The 19931-nt window shown below is 62.8% G+C and carries 21 protein-coding genes; 6 read left to right on the forward strand and 15 right to left on the reverse strand.

The features are described from left to right. The first annotated feature begins 28 nt into the window (after positions 1-28). Positions 29-1087: a Gfo/Idh/MocA family protein gene (locus tag NKI63_RS18345; RefSeq protein ID WP_352822682.1), complete on the forward strand. Its 1059-nt coding sequence runs from the start codon at positions 29-31 to the stop codon at positions 1085-1087. A gap of 210 nt (positions 1088-1297) precedes the next feature. On the opposite strand, the gene NKI63_RS18350 is transcribed toward NKI63_RS18345, so the two are convergent. The 10 genes from NKI63_RS18350 to NKI63_RS18395 all read right to left on the reverse strand — a co-directional run bounded on the left by NKI63_RS18350 (position 1298) and on the right by NKI63_RS18395 (position 9837). Beyond that, positions 1298-1873, reverse strand: a complete 576-nt coding sequence (locus NKI63_RS18350; protein WP_352822685.1) for a hypothetical protein — start codon at positions 1871-1873, stop codon at positions 1298-1300. Between the two features lie 100 nt (positions 1874-1973). Beyond that, positions 1974-2624, reverse strand: a complete 651-nt coding sequence (locus tag NKI63_RS18355) for a TrmH family RNA methyltransferase (RefSeq protein ID WP_254819455.1) — start codon at positions 2622-2624, stop codon at positions 1974-1976. Positions 2625-2768: 144 nt separating this feature from the next. Continuing rightward, positions 2769-3497, reverse strand: a complete 729-nt coding sequence (locus NKI63_RS18360) for an amino acid ABC transporter ATP-binding protein (protein WP_352737364.1) — start codon at positions 3495-3497, stop codon at positions 2769-2771. Between the two features lie 29 nt (positions 3498-3526). Further along, positions 3527-4201, reverse strand: a complete 675-nt coding sequence (locus NKI63_RS18365) for an amino acid ABC transporter permease (RefSeq protein ID WP_352822688.1) — start codon at positions 4199-4201, stop codon at positions 3527-3529. Then, positions 4198-4869 carry an amino acid ABC transporter permease gene (locus NKI63_RS18370; protein WP_352822766.1) on the reverse strand — a complete coding sequence of 224 codons (672 nt, stop codon included), beginning with the start codon at positions 4867-4869 and terminating at the stop codon, positions 4198-4200. Before NKI63_RS18370 ends, NKI63_RS18365 begins: the two co-directional genes overlap by 4 nt. A gap of 124 nt (positions 4870-4993) precedes the next feature. After that, the gene (locus NKI63_RS18375; RefSeq protein WP_023677252.1) at positions 4994-5782 is read right to left on the reverse strand and encodes an ABC transporter substrate-binding protein; all 789 of its coding nucleotides are present in this window, start codon (positions 5780-5782) and stop codon (positions 4994-4996) included. Positions 5783-5891: 109 nt separating this feature from the next. After that, complete coding sequence (locus tag NKI63_RS18380) at positions 5892-7055, reverse strand: saccharopine dehydrogenase family protein (RefSeq protein ID WP_352737365.1); 1164 nt, start codon at positions 7053-7055, stop codon at positions 5892-5894. Beyond that, positions 7052-7555, reverse strand: coding sequence for an Lrp/AsnC family transcriptional regulator (locus NKI63_RS18385; protein ID WP_023677254.1), 504 nt, complete (start codon positions 7553-7555; stop codon positions 7052-7054). Before NKI63_RS18385 ends, NKI63_RS18380 begins: the two co-directional genes overlap by 4 nt. Positions 7556-7851: 296 nt before the next feature. Further along, positions 7852-8895, reverse strand: a complete 1044-nt coding sequence (locus NKI63_RS18390; protein ID WP_352822691.1) for an acyltransferase family protein — start codon at positions 8893-8895, stop codon at positions 7852-7854. A gap of 216 nt (positions 8896-9111) precedes the next feature. Beyond that, positions 9112-9837 carry a 3-keto-5-aminohexanoate cleavage protein gene (locus tag NKI63_RS18395; RefSeq protein WP_352822693.1) on the reverse strand — a complete coding sequence of 242 codons (726 nt, stop codon included), beginning with the start codon at positions 9835-9837 and terminating at the stop codon, positions 9112-9114. Between the two features lie 162 nt (positions 9838-9999). On the opposite strand from NKI63_RS18395, the gene NKI63_RS18400 reads away from it, so the two are divergent. Further along, positions 10000-10743 carry a 2OG-Fe(II) oxygenase gene (locus NKI63_RS18400; protein WP_352507122.1) on the forward strand — a complete coding sequence of 248 codons (744 nt, stop codon included), beginning with the start codon at positions 10000-10002 and terminating at the stop codon, positions 10741-10743. Between the two features lie 28 nt (positions 10744-10771). On the opposite strand, the gene NKI63_RS18405 is transcribed toward NKI63_RS18400, so the two are convergent. Together NKI63_RS18405 and NKI63_RS18410 are read right to left on the reverse strand one after the other, a co-directional pair. Then, entirely contained in the window at positions 10772-12127 is a 1356-nt protein-coding gene (locus NKI63_RS18405) for a sigma-54-dependent transcriptional regulator (protein WP_352690371.1), read from the reverse strand. A 6-nt stretch (positions 12128-12133) separates the two neighbouring features. Then, positions 12134-13993, reverse strand: a complete 1860-nt coding sequence (locus NKI63_RS18410; protein ID WP_352507124.1) for a sensor histidine kinase — start codon at positions 13991-13993, stop codon at positions 12134-12136. 236 nt (positions 13994-14229) lie between these two features. Here NKI63_RS18410 and NKI63_RS18415 point away from each other — a divergent pair, with 236 nt between their 5' ends. From NKI63_RS18415 to NKI63_RS18430, 4 genes are all read left to right on the forward strand, one after another. Beyond that, entirely contained in the window at positions 14230-15561 is a 1332-nt protein-coding gene (locus NKI63_RS18415; protein ID WP_254819444.1) for a dicarboxylate/amino acid:cation symporter, read from the forward strand. Between the two features lie 470 nt (positions 15562-16031). Further along, entirely contained in the window at positions 16032-17099 is a 1068-nt protein-coding gene (locus NKI63_RS18420) for a glycosyltransferase family 2 protein (protein ID WP_352507125.1), read from the forward strand. A 152-nt stretch (positions 17100-17251) separates the two neighbouring features. Further along, complete coding sequence (locus NKI63_RS18425) at positions 17252-17530, forward strand: type II toxin-antitoxin system RelE/ParE family toxin (RefSeq protein WP_352507177.1); 279 nt, start codon at positions 17252-17254, stop codon at positions 17528-17530. A gap of 26 nt (positions 17531-17556) precedes the next feature. Then, positions 17557-17865 carry a HigA family addiction module antitoxin gene (locus NKI63_RS18430; protein WP_352507126.1) on the forward strand — a complete coding sequence of 103 codons (309 nt, stop codon included), beginning with the start codon at positions 17557-17559 and terminating at the stop codon, positions 17863-17865. A 43-nt stretch (positions 17866-17908) separates the two neighbouring features. Here the strand turns inward: NKI63_RS18430 and NKI63_RS18435 are convergent, their stop codons facing one another. From NKI63_RS18435 to NKI63_RS18445, 3 genes are all read right to left on the reverse strand, one after another. Further along, a complete protein-coding gene (locus tag NKI63_RS18435) occupies positions 17909-18196 on the reverse strand; it encodes a DUF982 domain-containing protein (RefSeq protein ID WP_352475640.1) in 288 nt (95 codons plus the stop codon). Positions 18197-18284: 88 nt separating this feature from the next. Next, the gene (locus NKI63_RS18440) at positions 18285-19091 is read right to left on the reverse strand and encodes an ABC transporter permease (protein WP_352822698.1); all 807 of its coding nucleotides are present in this window, start codon (positions 19089-19091) and stop codon (positions 18285-18287) included. A 4-nt stretch (positions 19092-19095) separates the two neighbouring features. Further along, a complete protein-coding gene (locus NKI63_RS18445) occupies positions 19096-19929 on the reverse strand; it encodes an ABC transporter permease (RefSeq protein WP_352507128.1) in 834 nt (277 codons plus the stop codon). Positions 19930-19931: the final 2 nt, after the last annotated feature.

Genomic DNA, 19931 nt, shown 5'->3' on the forward strand with positions numbered 1-19931 from the left:
ATAAAGCCCTGTCCTAAGGATAAGAATCATGCGTCTGTTGATACTCGGTACCGGCTGGATGGCGGAGGAGCATGCCAGGCAGTTCGGCAAGATCGAGGGCGTCGAACTGATCGGCGCTGTCGATCTCGACCGTACGCGTGTCGACAAGTTTTCGGACATCTATGGCATCCCCAACCGCTTCGCGTCGCTGGACGAGGCGCTGGCCTGGGGTAAGTTCGACGCGGTGGCGAACGTGACGCCCGATCGCATCCACCATCCGACCACCATGATGCTGATCGCGGCGGGCAAGCCGGTGCTTTGCGAAAAGCCGCTGGCCGAAAACTTCGAGAAGGCCAGTGAGATGGCCGATGCCGCCGAGCGAGCCGGCATCATCAACATGGTCAACCTGACCTATCGCAATGTCGCGCCGCTGCAGAGAGCGCGCGCCATGGTGCTGGCCGGCGACATCGGCACGGTCAGGCATGTCGAGGCCTCCTATCTGCAGAGCTGGCTGGTGTCCAAATTCTGGGGCGACTGGCGCACCGATTCGAAATGGCTGTGGCGCCTGTCGCGCGGCCATGGCTCCAACGGTGTGCTGGGTGACGTCGGCATCCACATCCTCGATTTCGCCAGCTATGGCGCCGCACTCGACATCGACCATGTATTCTGCCGGCTGAGGTCCTTCGACAAGGCGCCCGGCAACCGCATTGGCGAGTACGAGCTCGACGCCAACGACAGCTTCACCATGGCGCTGGATTTCAGCAATGGCGCGTTCGGCGTCGTCCATGCCAGCCGCTGGGCGACGGGCCATTTGAACGAACTCCGCCTGCGCATCTACGGCGACAAGGGCGGCATCGAAGTCGTGCACAATCTGACCGGCTCGGAGCTGAAAGCCTGCATCGGCGAGGACATCGAGAACGCCAAATGGCAGGTTCTGGACGCCGGAACGGTGGCGACCAACTACCAGCGCTTTGTCGATGCGGTGCGCAACGGCGTTCAGGCCGAGCCGTCGTTCCGCCATGCTGCTGAATTGCAGAAGGTGCTCGACGTCGCCGTTATCTCGGATGAGAAGAAGGCAGAGCTCAGGGCCCATGCCGAAACCCATTGATGTCAAAGATCGAGAAGAGTGCTGTGCAAACCTTCGAAGACCGAATGATTGGCAAGCCGGTCCGCTCCAATGAAAGGAGAGAACCGGGTTTGGGATCTCCGTTCTTTTCTCCGACGGAACAGAGGTGTCGCTGCGCATGAGTTGTTCGTCTACCAAGACACAGACGGCACCTCTGTCATCGAGAACTAAGGGGCTTTCCGCCCTATGCGGCTACTGCACTTTGCGTCCGCAGCCGAAGCGCTGACGGACCAGTTTTATGATGTAGCCAGCATCCATGTCGCCGTTTTCCACATGCAGCCCAAAAGGATCTCTAAGTTCGCTCCTTAAAGCTAAAATTTCGATCAGCGCAGCGCGAGCCGACAGCTGCTCCGGATCGTCTGGATCACAGAATATCGCAACCAATTGGCAGCCCAGTTCATCGTCTCTGAAGCCGTTCAAATAGATGGGCGCGAGATGGATAGCAGCCATCCGACTGTTGCTCCATCCGATATCGGTCGGCGACATGATCAGTTCGCGTATAAGCGATCGAAAGCGATCAATAAGGCGGAGATAACGGCACAGCGCTGTCAATGCAGTTTCGCCTTGCACGTCTCGTTCCGGCCCGTGGAGATAGCTCTCGATTAGCGCAGCATCGGACACGCTTCCACATAAGCCCACAATGTACAGAGCTGACCCCACGTCGCCTCGACGCTTCAGCAGGATGGCGCGCGCGAACTCCAGCTCTTCTGCCGTGACCCCACCTTTGGCGACGCCTTGCGCTCGATTTCGAATATCGTCGATGTCCATGGCGAAGCGTAATAGCACACTAGATGTCTTAGAAATCGCACCGTCCGCTTCCCATCCATCTCGGCCACTGGCGGCAGCCAGCTGATGAGTTGGAGCCTAGCTAGGTCTTTGGAGTGATTACGGTCGGCAACGGGGTTGATCGCTCCCCCCTTTGATCACGCTTCCTGAACTTGCTTTGATATTCACGTCTTTGCTTCGCGACTTCGTACAAGACGATCCCCGAGCTTGTCCCGAGGTTAAGGCTTTCGATCATTCCGAACATCGGAACGCAGACGCACATGTCGCTTCTTTCGACGGCAAGATCGCTGATACCCATCGCTTCGCTGCCGAACCAGACCGCGAGTTTGCTGTGAGTGGTGTAGTCGCCTTCGTGAAGGAAAATGCTGGCCTTGCCTTTCACGTGCGGCGACGTGACGATCGATTTGAATCCCTTTCTTTCGAGATGGCCGAAGCACTCATCGGTGCTGTCGAAGCGTCTTACGAACGTCCATTTCACGGCAGAGACAGAGGTCTTCGAAACCGATTTCCGATTGCGCAAATCCTGCCAATCGTCGGGCAGAGATCGGCGAGGATCGACGACATAAACCTTCTCGACACCCAAGGCGTTCACATTCCGGATCACCGTTCCAATATTCTTCACATCAGTCGGATTCTCAAGCACGGCAATCAGGTTCTTGCAGCGAAACTGTTTGATTTCGTCGGCCCGCCTGCGGACTGATTTCTTTGATTCGGCTCTTTCTTGCATGGCCATCCCGGACGTTTCTCTCACGATGAATGCCTAACTTCCTAAACCGATGCAACCCCGGAGACGCCAACCCTTGTTCGCGGAACGCGCAGCACCGTCCGCTTCCCACCCGTCCCGGCCAGCGGCGGCAGCGAACTGACTGAGTTGACCCTAATGCCGCAGGATCTTGCTCAGAAAAGCGCGGCTGCGGTCGGTCTTCGGATGCGAGAAGAACTCGTCCGGCGTGCCGCTCTCGACGATGGCGCCGGCGTCCATGAACACCACCCGCTGCGCGACCTTGCGGGCAAAGCCCATCTCGTGCGTCACCACCATCATGGTCATGCCTTCCTCGGCCACCGCGACCATGACGTCGAGCACTTCGGAGATCATCTCGGGATCGAGGGCCGAGGTCGGCTCGTCGAACAGCATGATCTTGGGGCGCATGCCGAGGCAGCGGGCGATCGCCACGCGCTGCTGCTGGCCGCCTGAGAGCTGCGCGGGATAGGCATTCACCTTGTCGGCGAGGCCGACCTTGGCGAGCAGCTCGCGCCCTGCCTTTTCGGCCTCGGCGCGCGGGATCTTGCGGACATGGATCGGCGCCAGCGTGACGTTTTCAAGCGCGGTCTTGTGCGGGTAGAGATTGAACGACTGGAAGACGAAGCCGATCTCGGTGCGCAGCCGCGTCATGTTGGTGGCGGCGTCGCCGAGACGCTGGCCGTCGACCGTCAGGTCGCCGTCGCGGATCGTCTCCAGCCCGTTGATGCAGCGGATCAAGGTGCTCTTGCCCGAGCCGCTCGGGCCGCAGACGACGACCACTTCGCGCGGCTCGACGCTCAGCGTGATATCCCTGAGCACGTTGAGCTGGCCGAACCATTTGTTGACGCCGCGAAATTCGATCATGCCAGTGCCATTTTTGCTAAGGTTCGACATCACAACTGCACCTCGCCATGCGCCGCGCCCATGCGTTGCTCCAGCCGGCGGGCCAGCATGATCAGGGGGTAGCAGACGATGAAGTAACCGAGCCCGACGAGGAAGAAGACCAGCAGCCCATTGGGTACACGCTGCACTACCAGCCAGCCGACGCGGGTGAGGTCGGTGAGGCCGATGGCCGAAACAACCGAGGAATCCTTGATCAGCAGCACATATTGCCCGACCAGTGGCGGCAGCACGATGCGCATCGCCTGCGGCAGCACCACCTGGCGCATGCGCTGCGAGCGCGACAGGCCGGACGCCAGCGCCGCCTCGACCTGGCCTGATGGCACCGAGCGGATGCCGGCGACGACGATCTCGCAGATGAAGCAGGCGGCCAGATTGGTCAGCGCGATGATGCCGGCGGTGAAGGCGTCGAGCTCGATGCCGAGTTCCGGCAGGATGAAGAAGATCAGGAAGATCTGCACCAGGAACGGTGTGCCGCGGATCAGGTCGACCCAGGCGCCGATCGCGCCGCTGATCAGCCGGTTGCCGCCGGTGCGCAGGATGCCGAGGCCGAAGCCGAGCAGCGTGCCCAGCACCAGGCTGATCAGCGACAGCACCACGGTCATGCCGAGGCCGCGCAAGGCGAGGGGATAGCTGCCGGCGATGCTTTGCAGCTGCTGCCAGATCATGTCCGTGCCCCCGCGAGGCCGAGCCAGCGCCCGGAGAGCGCCGCCAGCCCCTTCAGCCCGTAATAGAGCAGGAGGTAGAAGGCGGCGATGGTGATGAAACCTTCCGCCGGCATGAAGCGGTCGGAGGCGAGCAATTGTCCGGCACGCGTCAGTTCGGCAACCGAGATCAGCGACAGCAGGGCGGAATCCTTGACCAGCACGATTGCCTGGCCGAGCAGCGGCGGGATCGTCACCTTGAACGCCTGCGGCAGGATGACGAGACGCATACGCTGGACATAGGTCATGCCCGAAGCGACGCCGGCCTCGACCTGGCCGCGCGGGATCGACAGGATGCCGGCACGGATGATCTCGGCGACATAGGCGCCGCTGTTCAGCGATAAAGCGAGGATGCCGACGACGAACTCGGGCAGGATAAAGCCGAGCCGCGGCAGGCCGAAATAGAGGAAATAGAGCTGCGCCAGTAAGGGCGTGGTGCGCACCGCGTCGATATAGGCCTTGGCCGGGACGCGGAACAGCCGGCTGCGCTGCAAATTCATCGCGGCGAGCACGATGCCGACGGCGAGCGCGCCGGCAAAGGAGAGCCCAGACAGCCACACGGTCGTGACGAGGCCCTGCCCGAACAGGGGCAGATATTCGACGATGGTGCGGAAGCTGAAGTTTTCGAGCATGGTGAGTGGGCAGTAGTGAGTAGGCAGTAGTGAGTAGTGAGTAGTGAGTAGTGAGTAGTGAGTAGTGAAGGTGTCCGGAATGGCCATCCCTACTTCCTACTCCCTACTCCCTACTCCCTATCCGTTAGTGGTCTTTCTTCCAGGCGTCGGAATTCACCCAGTAATCGAGGTTCTTTTGCAGGCGGCCGTCGAGGCTGACCTGGTCGAGGAACAGGTTCATCCAGACCAGCAGATCCTGCTCGTCATAGCGCGTGGCGAAGGCCAGCGGCTCCTTCGACAGCATATCCGGCATGATGGTGAAGCTGCCGGCTGGGTAAGCGGTCGACTGCCCCTTGACCGCCGAGACGTCGTTGACGCCGCAATCGGCCTGGCCGTTATTGACGGCGTCGAGCAGCAGCGGGCCGCCGCCCTTGTAGCTCTTGATGTCGGCATCGGGGAAGGCGGCCTTGGCTTCCTTCTCGCCGGTGGCGCCGAGCAGCACCGCGATCTTGGTGCCTTTGGCCTTGCAGTCCTCGGTGGATTTGAAGGCGGTCCCAGCCTTGGTGAAGACGGTGCTGCCCGTGTACATGTAGGGCTTGGTAAAGGCGACCTTCATGCCGCGCGCCAGCGTCGGCGTCATGTCGGCGACCAGAAGATCGGCCTTGCCCGACAGCAGCGCCGGGATCAGGCCGTCCCAGTCGAAGTCGAGGAAGGTGATCTTGACGCCCATTTCCTTGGCCATCAATTCGGCGAGTTCGACCGAACTGCCGGTGCGTTCGCCGGCGGCACCCACCAGCGAAAAGGGCGGGCCTTGCGTCTGCACCGCAACGCGCAACTCACCGCGCTTGGTAATCTCGTCGAGGGTTCCGGCACTGGCGGCAGCGGTGAGGCCGGCGAGCGCAAGTCCGGCGATGAAAAGCTTGGCAATCTTCATTTGGGCATTCCTCCTTGTTGTCGTTTGTTGTTCCACTTGTTGTTTCACCCCATCGGGTGCTTTTTGAGCGGCAGCGCCGTTGCCGGCGGCAACCACCGTTCGAAAATCTTCAATCCCAGCTCACCGTTTCGGCGACCTTGATGCCGCGCCTGGCCAGCTCGTCGAGGAAGCGGCCATCGGGCACATGCAGCAGTGGGTTGAGCAGGCCGGGCGTGGCGATCTCGCGCCGTGCCAGCATCTGCGCCACGATGCTGGCGGGATAGCCGACGCCAAGGCTCATGCCGAACAGGCCAGAGGCGAGGTCGCGTTCGATGACCAGCTCCGAGGTCACCGTCTTGCGGCGGCCGCCTTCGCTGCCGACAAACACGTTCCGCATGACGCAAAGGTCCTTTTCGTCCGCGCCGTATTGCAGTTGCGGGCCAAGCAGCCGGCCGAGGAATTCGCGTGGGCTGACACCGGTGCCGGATACCTTTTCCTCGGACAGGAAGCCGAGCTGCTTCAGCGGCGCCCAGAACGCCGACCAGCCAGGCCAGCGCAGCGAATATCGGCCGGAGCGCTGCAGCCCCTTTGCGGCGGCAAGCATGCCGGCATAATGCGGGGCGTCGCCATTGGGGAAGGCTTCCAGCCTGCCCAGCCCCGCCACCTCGATCTCGTGGATGAAACGATTGTCGTGCTGGCGGGCGGCCGGCACATCGACCTGTTCGCCGTTCTCGACCAGCACACTGTCGCGGTTCTGGCTGACCAGAACCATGTCGAAATTCCAGCTCACCTTGTAGCGCAGCGGCTCGACCACCGCTTTCGGCTCGGGAATGCCGCCACAGTAGGAATCGATCGCGGTGATGGTGTCGAACTGGCTTGCGGCGCGCGCGTAGAGCACAAGGTCGATGCCGGGGTCGAGCCCGCATTCGGTGACGATCGAGACGCCGGCCTTTTCGGCCTCGGGCGCTAGATCCGCGATGGCCTTGCCGTAATTGGTGGTGACCAGCGGCGTGCGCGTCGCGATCGCCGCCTGCACCGCCTCGCGCATCAGCGGTTGCGGCAACAGGTCGATGACCGCGTCGACGTCCTTCATCACATCGGCCAATGCTGGACCGATCGCGCCCTCCGGCACGACGAAACGCACCCGGGCAAGGTCGGTCAGGCCGCCAAGCCGCGCAGCGCCGTCGGTTGCGGTGTCGACACAGACCACTTGCTCGACGCCGTCGCTGGCAACGAGATCGGCGATCGCCGCCCGGCCTTGCAGGCCGAGCCCGCCGAGAACCGCGATCTTCATGCCATTTCCTTCCGCGTCTCGTCCGACCAGCAACCTTCCGGCAGGCTGACCCATTTGTTGCAGGACGCCATGACGACGAAAGTCTCGCTGCGCACGACCTCGCCCGGCTCGCCGGCGCCGGGGATCAGCTCGCTGGTGACGCGGTAGAGATCGGCGACATCACCGGCCACGGTCACGTCGACGATGATGTCGAAGCGTCCGGTGACGACGGCGGCCGAGTTCACGAAAGGCAGTTCGGAGATGCGTTGCGCCAGTTCCCGTGCCCGGCCGCGCCCTTGCGCGTTGATGCCGACGATGGCCGAGATCAGTTCGGGGCGTTCGGTCAGGTTGAGCAGCCCGACGATCTTGAGCAGGTTGCGGTCGAGCAGGTTGCGCAGCCGCATGCGCACCGTCGGCACCGAGATCGCCATCTTCTCGGCGAGGCGGTTGACGCCAAGCTGCGCGTCCTGCGACAGCAGCTTGACCAGTCGCCGGTCGGTCTGATCGAGATGTTCCCGCAAACGCTCAGGCTTTCATAAATGGAAATAAACGGTCGGATTTTCTTTCGGATATGAAAATACGTTATGAGAGATTTTTAACAATGGCAAGAGGCATGTCATCCGCCATGGCTCTGTGCCTGTCGGCAATTTTCGTCGAGTGCGCCACATTTTGTTCTTGCTTTGTGCCGGCAGCTATGCCAATTTGGCTCCAACGACCCGTCCTCCCGAGGCGGGTTTTTGTTTCCGGATCTTTTGAACGTTCAGCGCCGCCGGTCTAAGGTTGGCGACAGCGTGGTTCCGCGGAGCGCAGCCGCAACTCATGCCTTCACGTGACGGGCGGAAAGGCTCATCCGCGAAATGGCCAAAATCGGCTTTTCAACAAAACTGTAGCTGGCCAGGGAGACGGCAATGCAGGCGGTGACAATAACCATGCCAGCAAGCCATGGTGATACATTGGCGCTTGCAACGACAGGAGCGGTCGCAAGCAGCACGACAGGATGCGTCAGATACAGAGAGTAGGAAGCATCGCCCAACCTTGCCAGCAGGCGAGGAGCAAAAAGCCGGAAGTAGCTTTCCAGGCTGATGCAACCGGCGACAAGGATCAAGGCCGGGATTCCCTGAGCAAGGGTTCGCGGCAAGTTGAAGCCAAGTACCATCACCAGCATGGACACGATGGCGAACACGATTGCCGAGGCACCCAGGAAAGCAGGCAAACGCGCCAGCCTGCCGACCAGGTGGCCGAGCGCCATGCCCGCGAGGAACTCAAACAGGATTGGCGTGGTGTAGAAAAACAGCACAGTGTCGGCGGCGGGTTTGAAGATGATGCGCGCCGCTACGGCGATTGCAAAGACAACGCCGACCGCGGCCATTTGCGTCCACCTGCCAAAACCCATGGTCGCCGCGAACAGAATATAAAACAGGATTTCCAGATTGAGCGTCCAACCCACGCCAAGCACTGGTTGGACATAGCCTGTGACCGTATCGAGATAGGGTATGAAAAGCAGGCTGTTGGTGATCTGCTCAAGAGACACTGCACGACCGGCAAACAACCAAAGTGCGGCGACCATGAGGAAGGTCATAACCCAATAGAACGGAACGACGCGCGTGAACCGCTGCATCAAAAAAGCACGGTGGTCTGAGCGTCTGTTCTCCGTCGAGAGAACCATGACAAAACCACTGATGACGAAAAACAGGTCGACGCCACTGTTTAGAACGGGAATATCCAGATCGAGCATGCCCAGTGCGGCCGGAAGATGAAAAATGACAACCATGAGGGCTGCTAGCCCCCGCAGGATCTGTACCGATGTATACTGTTGAATCCGGCGCGGCGAAGCGTGATCATTCTGTGGAATGATGTTCATAAAAAAAATGGTCCCCGGTGCAGGAGAGCACTAACATGCGGGGTCGTCGATGTGCTGATTAATTGCTGGTTTAATTAATATGCAAAGTTTTATATAGATTTTACTGAAATTAGCGTGCTGCCACGCTTGAGTTCGCCGACTTAGACCTGCCTATTTGCCAAAACTTGTTATCTCCCCCCTGAAGAGGGATCGGCGGCCATCGACGCTTTCCCCATGCTAACGACTGGTCTCGAAGATAGCGACGGCTGCCGCTGTCAGCGCAGCGTTACCGGGTGCTATTGTTCCATCAGGAAGCTCCTTGCCGTCTTCCAGTCCGACGCGCGTCGACCAACGGCGTTCCGCCGCCCGGTGCACGAAAGGCCAGACCGTGGCGTCGGCACCGTGCAGCAGGATTGCCCGGCGCATTCCGGCGCCGTCGAGCACGGCGGCGATATCGTCGCTGATCTCAAGCGCAGCGTCCGGCTCCTGCTCGGAGATTTCAATCAGGATGCGCAGCACGCGGTTGCCATGGTCGAGGCTCACCAGGCGTTCGGCGTCGGCGACGGAGGCAAGCCCGGCCTCGATGCCAATGCCGCGCTGGCGCAGACGCTCCATGACTGCCGGTGCTGCATTCTCGCTGAGATTGACCGAGGCATAGTCGGGCAGCTCGCTCCAAGCGGCGATCGCAGCCAGCGTCCGCTCGTCGTCATTCTCGATCCAGGCGCCGGTGGAGACGCCGATCAGCGTTCCCGGGCAGGCGCGACGCAGCGCCAGCACGGTCGGGTCCATCGCGTCAGGGGCAAGGCTTTCGCGGCCATCGAGCCCGCGTGCATGGACATGCAACTCGGCCGCACCTGCGGCCACGCAGGCCGCGCCGTCTCGCGCAATGGCTTCGGGATCAAGCGGCAGTCGGGGGTGGAAATCGGCGCTGCGCGCGCCATTGATGCAGGTCTGGACGATCATGGAGGTGGCGGTCCCGTTGAGTGGAACAAGTTTAGCCCATGACCACGAAATCGGAAATTGAATGACGTCCCGTCCCGCAAGGCTCACCCGGCAAGAAACGGGTGGTCTGCGCGGGCCGCTTCACCCATTTCAATTGACAGAGAAGCCACAGGAGGCGAAGCCATGACCATCCATTCGATAGGCGCGAAAGCGGCGGTGAAATCGGCGGAGGTGCGCGTTGCCGGATATGATTGGCGGACGCTGGCCGATGAGCTGAGCGGCTATGGCTGCGCGGTGATGGAAAAGCTGCTGACGCCGCAGGAGTGCCGGCATATCGCCGGGCTCTATCCGGACGAGAGCCATTTCCGCAGCCATGTGCACATGGCGCGGCATGGTTTCGGCAAGGGCGAGTACCGCTATTTCCGCTATCCCTTGCCCGACTTGATCGGCGGCTTGCGCACCGCGCTCTATCCGCGCCTGGCCGCGGTTGCCAACGACTGGAACGCGCGCATGGGTATCGCGCAGCGCTATCCCGACGAACACGCGGCGTTCCTCGAGCAATGCCACGAGCAGGGCCAGACGCGGCCGACGCCGCTCCTGCTGCAATATGTCCCCGGCGACTTCAACTGCCTGCACCAGGATCTCTACGGCGATCTTGCCTTCCCGCTGCAGGTGGCGATCCTATTGTCGGAACCAGGCAAGGATTTCACCGGCGGCGAGTTCGTGCTGACCGAGCAGCGTCCGCGCATGCAGAGCCGCGTCGAGGTGGTGCCGCTGCGCCAGGGCGATGCGGTCGCCTTCGCGGTCCACAATCGTCCGGTCCAGGGCAGCAAGGGCAATTACCGCGTCAACCTCAGGCATGGCGTCAGCCGGCTACGCTCCGGCATGCGCCACACTGTGGGCATCATCTTCCACGACGCCAAGTAACCGAGCCGCCGGTCCAGGCCGCCGGCGATTACCGGGAAAAATCGCTGCGCACGATGCCGTGGCGCTGGAGCTTGTCGTAGAAAGTCTTGCGCGGAATCCCCAGCGCTTCGATCGTGCGCCTGACATCGCCGTCGTTGCGGCCAAGCGTCTCGCGGATGATGTCGGCCTCGTAGCGCTCCAGCCGCTCCGGCAGCTTCATGGCGGCGTTCGATTGGGTCGGGGCAGGGGGTTGCGTCTCGGCGCCTTCCTCCAATCCAAGCACGAACCGCTCGGCGAAATGCGCCAGCTCGCGCACATTTCCCGGCCAGTCATGGTCGCTCAGATGGCGATGCACCGTCGCTGGAACTGCCGGCACAGGGCGGTGGAAGCGGGCGGCGGCGCGCTCCGCAAAATAGAAAAACAGCAGGGCGACATCGTCGCGGCGCTCGCGCAGCGGCGGGATCGAGATCGTCACCACGTTGAGCCGGTAATAGAGATCCTCGCGGAAAGCGCCGCGCTGGCGCGGATCGCCGAGGTCGACCTTGGCGGCGGCGACGACGCGCAGATCCACCGGCCGCACCTCGTTGGTGCCGAGCGGCGTGACCTCGCGCATCTCCAGCACGCGCAGCATCTGCACCTGTGTCGAGACCGGCATGCTTTCGATCTCGTCGAGGAACAGCGTGCCGCCGCTGGCGTGCTCGATGCGGCCGATCCGTTTCTTCTGCGCGCCGGTGAAGGCGCCGGCCTCATGGCCGAACAACTCGCTCTCGATGACGGTCTCCGGCAGCGTGCCGCAATTCAGCGCGACGAAATTGCCCTTGGCGCGGCGGCTCCAGCGATGCAGAAGACTTGCCACCACCTCCTTGCCGGAGCCGGTCTCGCCGGTCACCAGCACGTCGACGTCGGTATCGGCGATCTGGCGCAGCGTACGGCGCAGCCTGTCCATCGCCGGCGTCTGGCCGATCAGCGGCAGGCTGTCCTGCGCCTCTCCGGCCGCCTCGCGCAAGGCCCGGTTCTCCATTACCAGGCGGCGCTTTTCCGCTGCGCGGCGCACGCTCTGCACCAGCCGGTCGGCGGCGAAGGGCTTGGTGATGAAGTCGTAGGCGCCGTCCTTGATCGCCTTGACGGCCATGGCGATGTCGCCATGGCCGGTGACGAGGATGACGGGAATGTCGGCATCCAGCCGCAGGATGCGATTGAAAAGCTGCAAGCCGTCGATCTGAGGCATGCGGATATCCGACACCACGACGCCGGCAAAACCGGCGTCGAGCGTGGCCAGCGCCTCGGCCGCCACCGCAAAGGCCGAGACCGAGAAGCCGGCAAGCTCCAGCGTCTGCGCGGTGGCCTTGAGGAGATCGCGATCGTCATCGATCAGGACCACCGGTGCGGAATTGTCGTTCGTCATGATGGCTTACGCTGCTTTCTGGAGATGAATGGTGAAGCGGGTGCCGCTGTCGCCGCTCGAAACCTCGATGCGTCCGCCATAGTCGGCGACGATGTCCTTGGAGATGACGAGGCCGAGGCCAAGGCCTTTTTCCTTGGAGGTGTTGAACGGCGTGAACAGCGATTTGAGGATCGCCGGCGGAATGCCGGGCCCGTTGTCGGATACGCTGATCGTCACGCCGTCCGCGGTCTCTTCGACCGAGACCTGCACATGAGCGTCGTCGCGGCCGTCGAGCGCCTCCAGCGCGTTCTGGAAGAGATTGATCAGCACCTGTTCGAGCCGCACCCGATTGCCCATGACCTTGAGGCTCGGCAGCGGCAGGTCGACGACCAATGCGTCGAGCCGGCCGGCAAAGCGGCTTCTCAACAGCATGACGGCGCCTTCGATGACGCCGCGCAATTCGACGGGCTCGGCGGCGGTGCGGCCCTTGCGGGCAAATGCCTTCAACTCCTCGGTGATTGAGCCGATGCGTTCGGTAAGGGCTGCAATGGCGCCGAGATTTTCCTCAGCCGGCCCGGTCTGCTTGCGGTCGAGGAAGGTGCGGGCGTTGTCGGCATAGGCACGGATGGTGGCGACCGGCTGGTTGATCTCGTGGGCGACGCCGGCGGCGACCTGGCCGAGGATGGCGAGGCGGTTGGCCTGGACCAGGTCCTGCTGCACCACCTGGAGCTTTGCCTCCGTGTTGCGGTGGCCGGTGATCTCGGCCTGCAACCGGTCGCGGGCTCGGCTCAGATCCTCGGTGCGTTCGACAACGCGGCGTTCGAGTTCGGTGCGCGCCGCCTGTTCGGCGGCAATCCGCATCTGCGCCGACTGCCGGCGCCACAACAGATACGCGGCCAGGCCGAGCAGCGGCACGACGACACCCAGTGCCAGAAGCCGCATTTCGCGGACGGCGGCGGCGATCGGCGCTTCAGCCGGGATCAGATATTCGAGCCGCCAGGGGGTCGAAGGAACCGGCGTCGAAAGGCTGAGATACTGCGCGTCGCTGCCGCCGGGCGTCACCGCGTGGACGATCGACACATCCGGGCTGAGCGCCTGCGCGTGCATGATCGGCAACGGCACAAGCGGCGCGTCGCCGAACTGTTGGCTGTCGCGAATTGCGGCTTGCTTGGGTGCGGCCAGCGGCGCGGTTGTCATGAAGCGCCAGGACGGCACGCTGGTGATCAGCACGACGCCGTTCTCGTCGCTGACATAGGCCGGGCGGTTGGCCTCGCGCCAGTCGGCTTCGAGCTGGTCGAACTCCATCTTGACGACGACGACGCCGAGCGGTGCGGCGGCATCGCCGACGCGCCGCGAAATGTAGAGGCCGGGACGCTTGCTGACATTGCCGAGCGCAAAATATTCGGCGGTTCCGGCCTGCATCGCGCCGGAGAAATAATCGCGAAAACGGTAGTCGTTGCCGACGAAGCTGATCGGCTCGCGCCAGTTGCTGGAGGCGATCGCCAGTCCGTCGGCGCCGATCACATAGAGCACCGACGCCTTGGTGCCGGAGACCAGCCCCTCGAGCTTGCGGTTCAGCACATCTATTGCCGCGGCGTTTTTCTGCGTCAGCGCATCACGCACTTGCTGGTCCGCGGACAACAGCAGGGGCAGGGCGCGCGGGCTTTCGAGCACGGCGCGCAGCAGCGCGACCTTCAGATTGGCGTCGGTACGCCCCTGCGCCGCCAGGGTCCCGATCTCGGCGGTACGGCCGTAAAGGCCGGCGCCGTAGAGCGCTGCCGTGACGATCAAAAGCGCGACGGCCGCAAACAGCAGCCAGGCTCGGCGCGCCCGCCTGGCGAGTTGCTCGGGCGTCGAAGACAAGGCACCGGCGGGGCGTTGCAGCATCGCCCATTTGTGCATGAACTCGCACAAAACACAATTCGACCTATGCGGAGAGTCGCACTTGACCATGCGTCCGGCAGTGCGGCCGTTTGTGAATGCTCAACAAAATCAATGATGAATAACTCTTCTGCGTATCTGGCACGGCTGTTGCAAACACGAATTCGGCAGTCGCGAGGCTGCTGGTCAAAACAACTGCCCCGGGGAGTCGAGCTTTCGATCGGGGCGCCATGGAGGACGTCATGCAGACAGCAATCGCTGCCGCCGAGCCGCGCGGCAAACTTCCCTTATACCGGCATCTTTATGTGCAGGTGCTCGCGGCGATCGCCGCCGGCGTGCTGCTCGGCCATTTCTATCCCGAAACCGGCGAGGCGATGAAGCCGTTCGGCGACGCCTTCATCAAGCTGGTGAAGATGGTGATCGCGCCGGTGATCTTCCTGACCGTGGCGACCGGTATCGCCGGTGTTTCCGACCTGCAGAAGGTCGGCCGCGTCGCCGGCAAGGCGATGATCTATTTCCTGGTGTTCTCGACGCTGGCGCTGGTCGTCGGCCTGGTCGTCTCCAATGTCGTCCAGCCCGGCGCCGGCATGCACATCAATCCGGCCACGCTCGATACCGCCAAGGTGACGGCCTATGCCGAGAAGGCGCACGACACGACCATCGTCGGCTTCCTCATGAACATCATCCCCGACACCATCACCGGCGCCTTCGCGCAAGGCGACATTTTGCAGGTGCTGTTCTTCTCGGTGCTGTTCGGTGTCGCCCTGGCGCTGGTCGGCGATCGCGGCCGTCCGGTCGTCGATTTCCTGCAGGCGCTGACCACGCCGATCTTCCGCCTCGTCGCCATCCTGATGAAGGCCGCGCCGATCGGCGCGTTTGGCGCCATGGCCTTCACCATCGGCAAATACGGCATCGGCTCGATCGCCAACCTGGCCATGCTGATCGGCACATTCTACCTGACCGCGTTGCTGTTCGTGCTGGTGGTGCTCGGCGCGGTTGCCCGCTACAACGGCTTCTCGATCCTGGCGCTGATCCGCTACATCAAAGAGGAGCTGCTGCTGGTGCTCGGCACCTCGTCCTCGGAAGCGGCATTGCCGGGCCTCATGGCCAAGATGGAGCGCGCCGGCTGCAACCGCTCGGTGGTCGGCCTGGTCATCCCGACCGGCTATTCCTTCAATCTGGACGGCACCAACATCTATATGACGCTGGCCGCGCTGTTCATCGCACAGGCGACCGACACGCCACTCACCTACGGCGACCAGATCCTGCTGCTCGCCGTCGCCATGCTGAGCTCCAAGGGTGCCGCCGGCATCACCGGCGCCGGCTTCATCACCCTGGCGGCGACGCTTTCGGTCGTCCCCACCGTGCCGGTCGCCGGCATGGCGCTGATCCTCGGCGTCGACCGCTTCATGTCGGAATGCCGGGCGCTGACCAACTTCATCGGCAATGCGGTGGCGACGGTCGTGGTGGCACGCTGGGAAGGAGAACTCGATCAGACGAAGTTCGCCGCCGCCATGGCCGGCGACTTACCGGAGGAAGTCGACCTGTCGCTGCCGGGTTTGCAGGCCGCCTGACTGTTTAGGCCACATGACCATAAGCCCCGGAGGCGGTTCGCCGGCTCCGGGGCAAAAGCGCCGGCGGTCGCGGCATGCCGCCTGAAACGCAACCTGAAGTGGCCCTGTTTTCGACGCGGGGCTTGTTCCAGCCGCATTTGCAGGCCACTATCCGCCATGTCTTCAGGGCACCCGTCCGCTTCGCTCCCGACCTGATCGCGAGGCGAGACATTTCCGTCGGGCTCGGCTGCGACATCACCTTGGCCGAACGTCGGAGCTTTTGCTGCCGCCGACCCTCTGCGCATGGCAGCAGCCCTTGAAGGCAATGGCGGCCTCAATACGAAGTCGCAAAGCGAAACGTGACCGTCTCCTCGTGGAAAGCGCAAGCTTTCTCCTCCGGGGAACTCGTCGCGCGTCAAGAGGGGCGCTTGAAGAAGGGCGAGCCCATGAGGGCTTTTGCCGAACCAAAGCAAGATGCGAGGTCAAACGCGATGCAGTCTGTCCAAAACCGGCTTCCGGTATCCATCATCATCCCGAACTACAACTATGCGCGGTTCCTCAAACGCAGCATCGACAGCGCTCTCGAGCAGGACTACGCGGATGTCGAGGTCATCGTCGTCGACGATGCATCGCAGGACAATTCCACGACGATCATGGAATCGTATCACGACGAGATCCTCGCATGCCCGCGAGCGCAAAATGGCGGACACGCGGCGGCATTCAACACCGGCTTCGCTGCGAGCTCGGGCAAGATCGTCCTGTTCCTCGACGCCGACGATTATCTTTATCCAACCGCCGTCTCCACCATTGTCGACACCTGGGACGAGGCAACCGCTCAGGTCCAGTCCAGACTGCATATCGTCGACGAGGGGCAACGCATCAAGGATGTCTTTCCGCCGCCCGAACTGCCTTTCGACAGCGGCGACGTCATGCCGAAACTCCTGCACAAGGGTCGCTACCAGACCACCGTGACCAGCGGGCTCGCCTTTGACCGCGCAACGCTCGAATCGATCATGCCGATACCGGAGCCGGAGTTCCGCCAGGGCGCCGACGGCTATCTGGCAACGCTGGCGCCGATGTACGGGCACGTCCAGTCCATCGACGAATGCCTCGGCGCCTACCGGATCCACGGCGCCAATCATTCGGTCTTCGGTGAAAAGCTCGCCGAGCGGGCACGCTGGCGGGTGACCCACGATTTCCGCCGCATGCAGGCGCTGTCGGACCAGGCCTCCGGGATCGGCCTGACCATCGTGCCGTCGGATGCTGTCCGCCACGATCCGGTCCACCTGGAAGAGCGGCTGGCGTCGCTTTGCGCGGACCGAGACCGACACCCCGTGGCCGACGATTCCCGGCTGGCGCTCGGGGCGGCCGGCGCCGTCGCCAGCCTTGAAATGACCGCATCGCTGCGGCGGCGCGCCATCCTTGCCGCCTGGTTCCTGTCGGTCGGGGTGCTGCCGCGGAAAATGGCGACCGCAGTCCTGTCGTGGAAGCTTGATGCGTCGTCGAGACCGGCATTTTTGAGCCGCCTGTCCAAGAGAATCCGCCAGGCGATGGGTTAGCGGATAATGCCGTGACATCGGTCCGCCAGGTATTCGGCTGGCCCGGCCCAGCGTCCAGCGGGCGTATTATTGCCTTCGATGGGCTCGGACCATTCCGTAAATCATTTGCTTACACCTGCTTGACCCGTGTAAGCGATATGCTTACATGCTGCATGATCAAGTCGTTCGAGCACAAGGCGCTGGCGGACCTCTTTCAAACCGGAAAGACCGGAAAGATCGACGCCAAGATGCATAAGCGCATCCTTGTCCGGCTTGACCGTTTGGAAGTCACGGCAAGACCTGACGACATGGACCTGCCCGGCTTCGACTTCCACGCATTAAAGGGCTTCAGCCCGACCCGCTACACGGTGCATGTCAACGGGCCGTGGTGCATCACATTTGAATTCGACGCCAATGATGCTGTCCGCGTCGATTTCGAACAGTACCATTGAGACGGCTTAGATTGGAGAAATCGATTATGAGCGTGTATGAGCCGATGCATCCGATGGAGCGCTGCCCATCCCACCCCGGGGCGTTGCTCGACGACATTATCCCGGCAACCGGCAAGACCAAGGTGGAAATCGCCAATCTGCTCGGAATCTCGCGCCAGCAGCTTTACGACATCATCCGCGAAAAGAAGCCGGTGTCGCCGGCTGTTGCGGCGCGCCTTGGAAAGATGTTCGGCGACGGCGCCGCGATCTGGCTCAGGATGCAGGCCGCTTACGATGCGTGGCACGCGGAGCGCGAGGTCGACGTCAGCGCCATTCCAAGGCTGCATGCTGCCTGAGATGCAATAGATCGGCCGAACCACCGAGGCTCTCATAAATCGATCACGGTCCCGCCTGCCTGGACCGGTCCTGCGGTTCGACGGCTCGCTCGACCAGGACATGCGCCTCCCGCGCGGCCTCGATGAACGCGTCCCTGGCGGCTTCGGTCCAGCGATCGTCGCTCATGGCGCGGCGGCATGTGCGCAGTGCCAAGCCGTGTTTGGCGCTGCCGGCGTCGCGCCAGTGGGCTTCCAGCAATTCGACAGCCTGCCGTGCATTGGAAATGTTGCGGATATCTCCCACGATGCCGACCGCAACCGCAACCGGCTTGGAAAACCATCCTTGGTTCATGGCGAAGCCTTCGACGTGTTGAACTACCTATAACGAAAATCGTAGCGCAAGGTTTCATTTGCGCCAGTCACCACGGCGTGAGGCGCGTCTACTGCGCCGCGCGCAGCCTGACCACGACGCTGCGCGCCACAAGCACCAGCACGGTGATGACGATCAGGATCACCGAGAGCGCTGCGATCGCCGGGTCGATGTTGTCGCGCAGGCCCATCCACATTAGCCGCGGCAGCGTGATGGCGTTGACCGAGGTGATGAACAGGGTGACGCCGATCTCTTCCCAGGACAGCACGAAGGAGAGCAGTGCTGCGGTGACGATGCCGAACTTGATATTGGGCATGATGATGCGGGTGGCGCGCTCCCATACGGTCGCGCCGAGGCCGCGGGCGGCGAGGTCGATGCGGCGGTCGAGCTGGCTGAGCGACACCAGGATCAGCACCGTGGCGAAGGGCACCGTCATCACCGCATGCGCCATCGCGACACCCAGCCAGGTGTCATAGCCGAAGAACGACGAGAACCCCGAGATCGAGGTCAGCAGGAAATAGAGCGTGATTGCCGACACCACCGGCGGCACTACCATCGGCACCAGCACGAAGCCGACGAGAGCGGCGGTGAAGCGCGGCTGGAACATCCAGACGCCGAGGCTGAAGCCCAGCGCCAGCACCGTGGAAAAGGCGCTGCTGACTATGCCGATCCTGATCGAGAGCAGGATCGCATTGATCCAGCGCGGATCCTCGATCAGCGCCTGGTAATGGCGCAGCGACAGTTCGCCCGACGGCATCGCCAGCATGCGGCTCGGCGTCAGCGACACCGGGATCACGGCGAGCAACGGCAACAGCAGGAATAGCGCGACCAGGGCGGCGAGGATCAGCGAGACGGGACCGGGGCGGTAGGTCGGCATCGCGCTACACCAACTGCTTCGGCCTGATATAGCGGAAAAGCAGCGCCATCAGCGCGCCGACGAACAGCACCAGCACCACGCTGATCGCCGCACCCAGGCCCCAGTCCGGGCTCTGGAAGATGCGGAGATAGATCAGCTCGGCGATCATCACGCTGCGGCCGCCGCCGAGAATCGCCGGCGTGACGAAGAAGCCGAGCGAAAAGACGAAGACGATCAGCGCCGAGCCGATGATGCCGGAGCGGGTCATCGGCACGAACACCGACCAGAAGGTGCGCATGCGGCTGGAGCCGAGGCCGCGCGCCGCCAGCAGCACACGGTCGTCGAGGCTTCGCATCGAAGAGGCCAGTGGAAACACCGCGAAGGGGATGAGGAAATGCGTCATGCCGACGATAACGCCGAACTCGTTGCGCACCAGAGCCAGCGGCTCCGAGATGAAGCCGACCGCCTGCAGCCAAGTGTTGATCAGGCCGCGATTGGACAAAAGCGCCACCCAGCCGAAGGCGCGCGTCAGCACCGAGATCCAGAACGGCACCAGGATGCAGAACTCGGCCACGACGCGCTGCACCGGCGTGCCGCGCACCCAGACAACGGTAATGGCGTAGGCGGCGGCAACCGAAACGATGGTGACGATCGCGGCGATGCGCAGTGTGCGGATGAAGACCGACTGCACCAGCTGATCCGTGAGCAGCGCATTGTACTGCCCCAGCCCCGGCGTAGGCAGGGTGAAGCTCCATTTGACCACGCCGAGGAATGGCCAGGCGTAAGCCAGCACAAGAAAGAGGAGCAGCGGCGCCATCAGCAGCGCCGCGCCCATCCTGTCGGAGAGGTGTGCTCTCATCT

Source organism: Mesorhizobium sp. M0410, assembly GCF_040321435.1.
GTDB lineage: Bacteria > Pseudomonadota > Alphaproteobacteria > Rhizobiales > Rhizobiaceae > Mesorhizobium.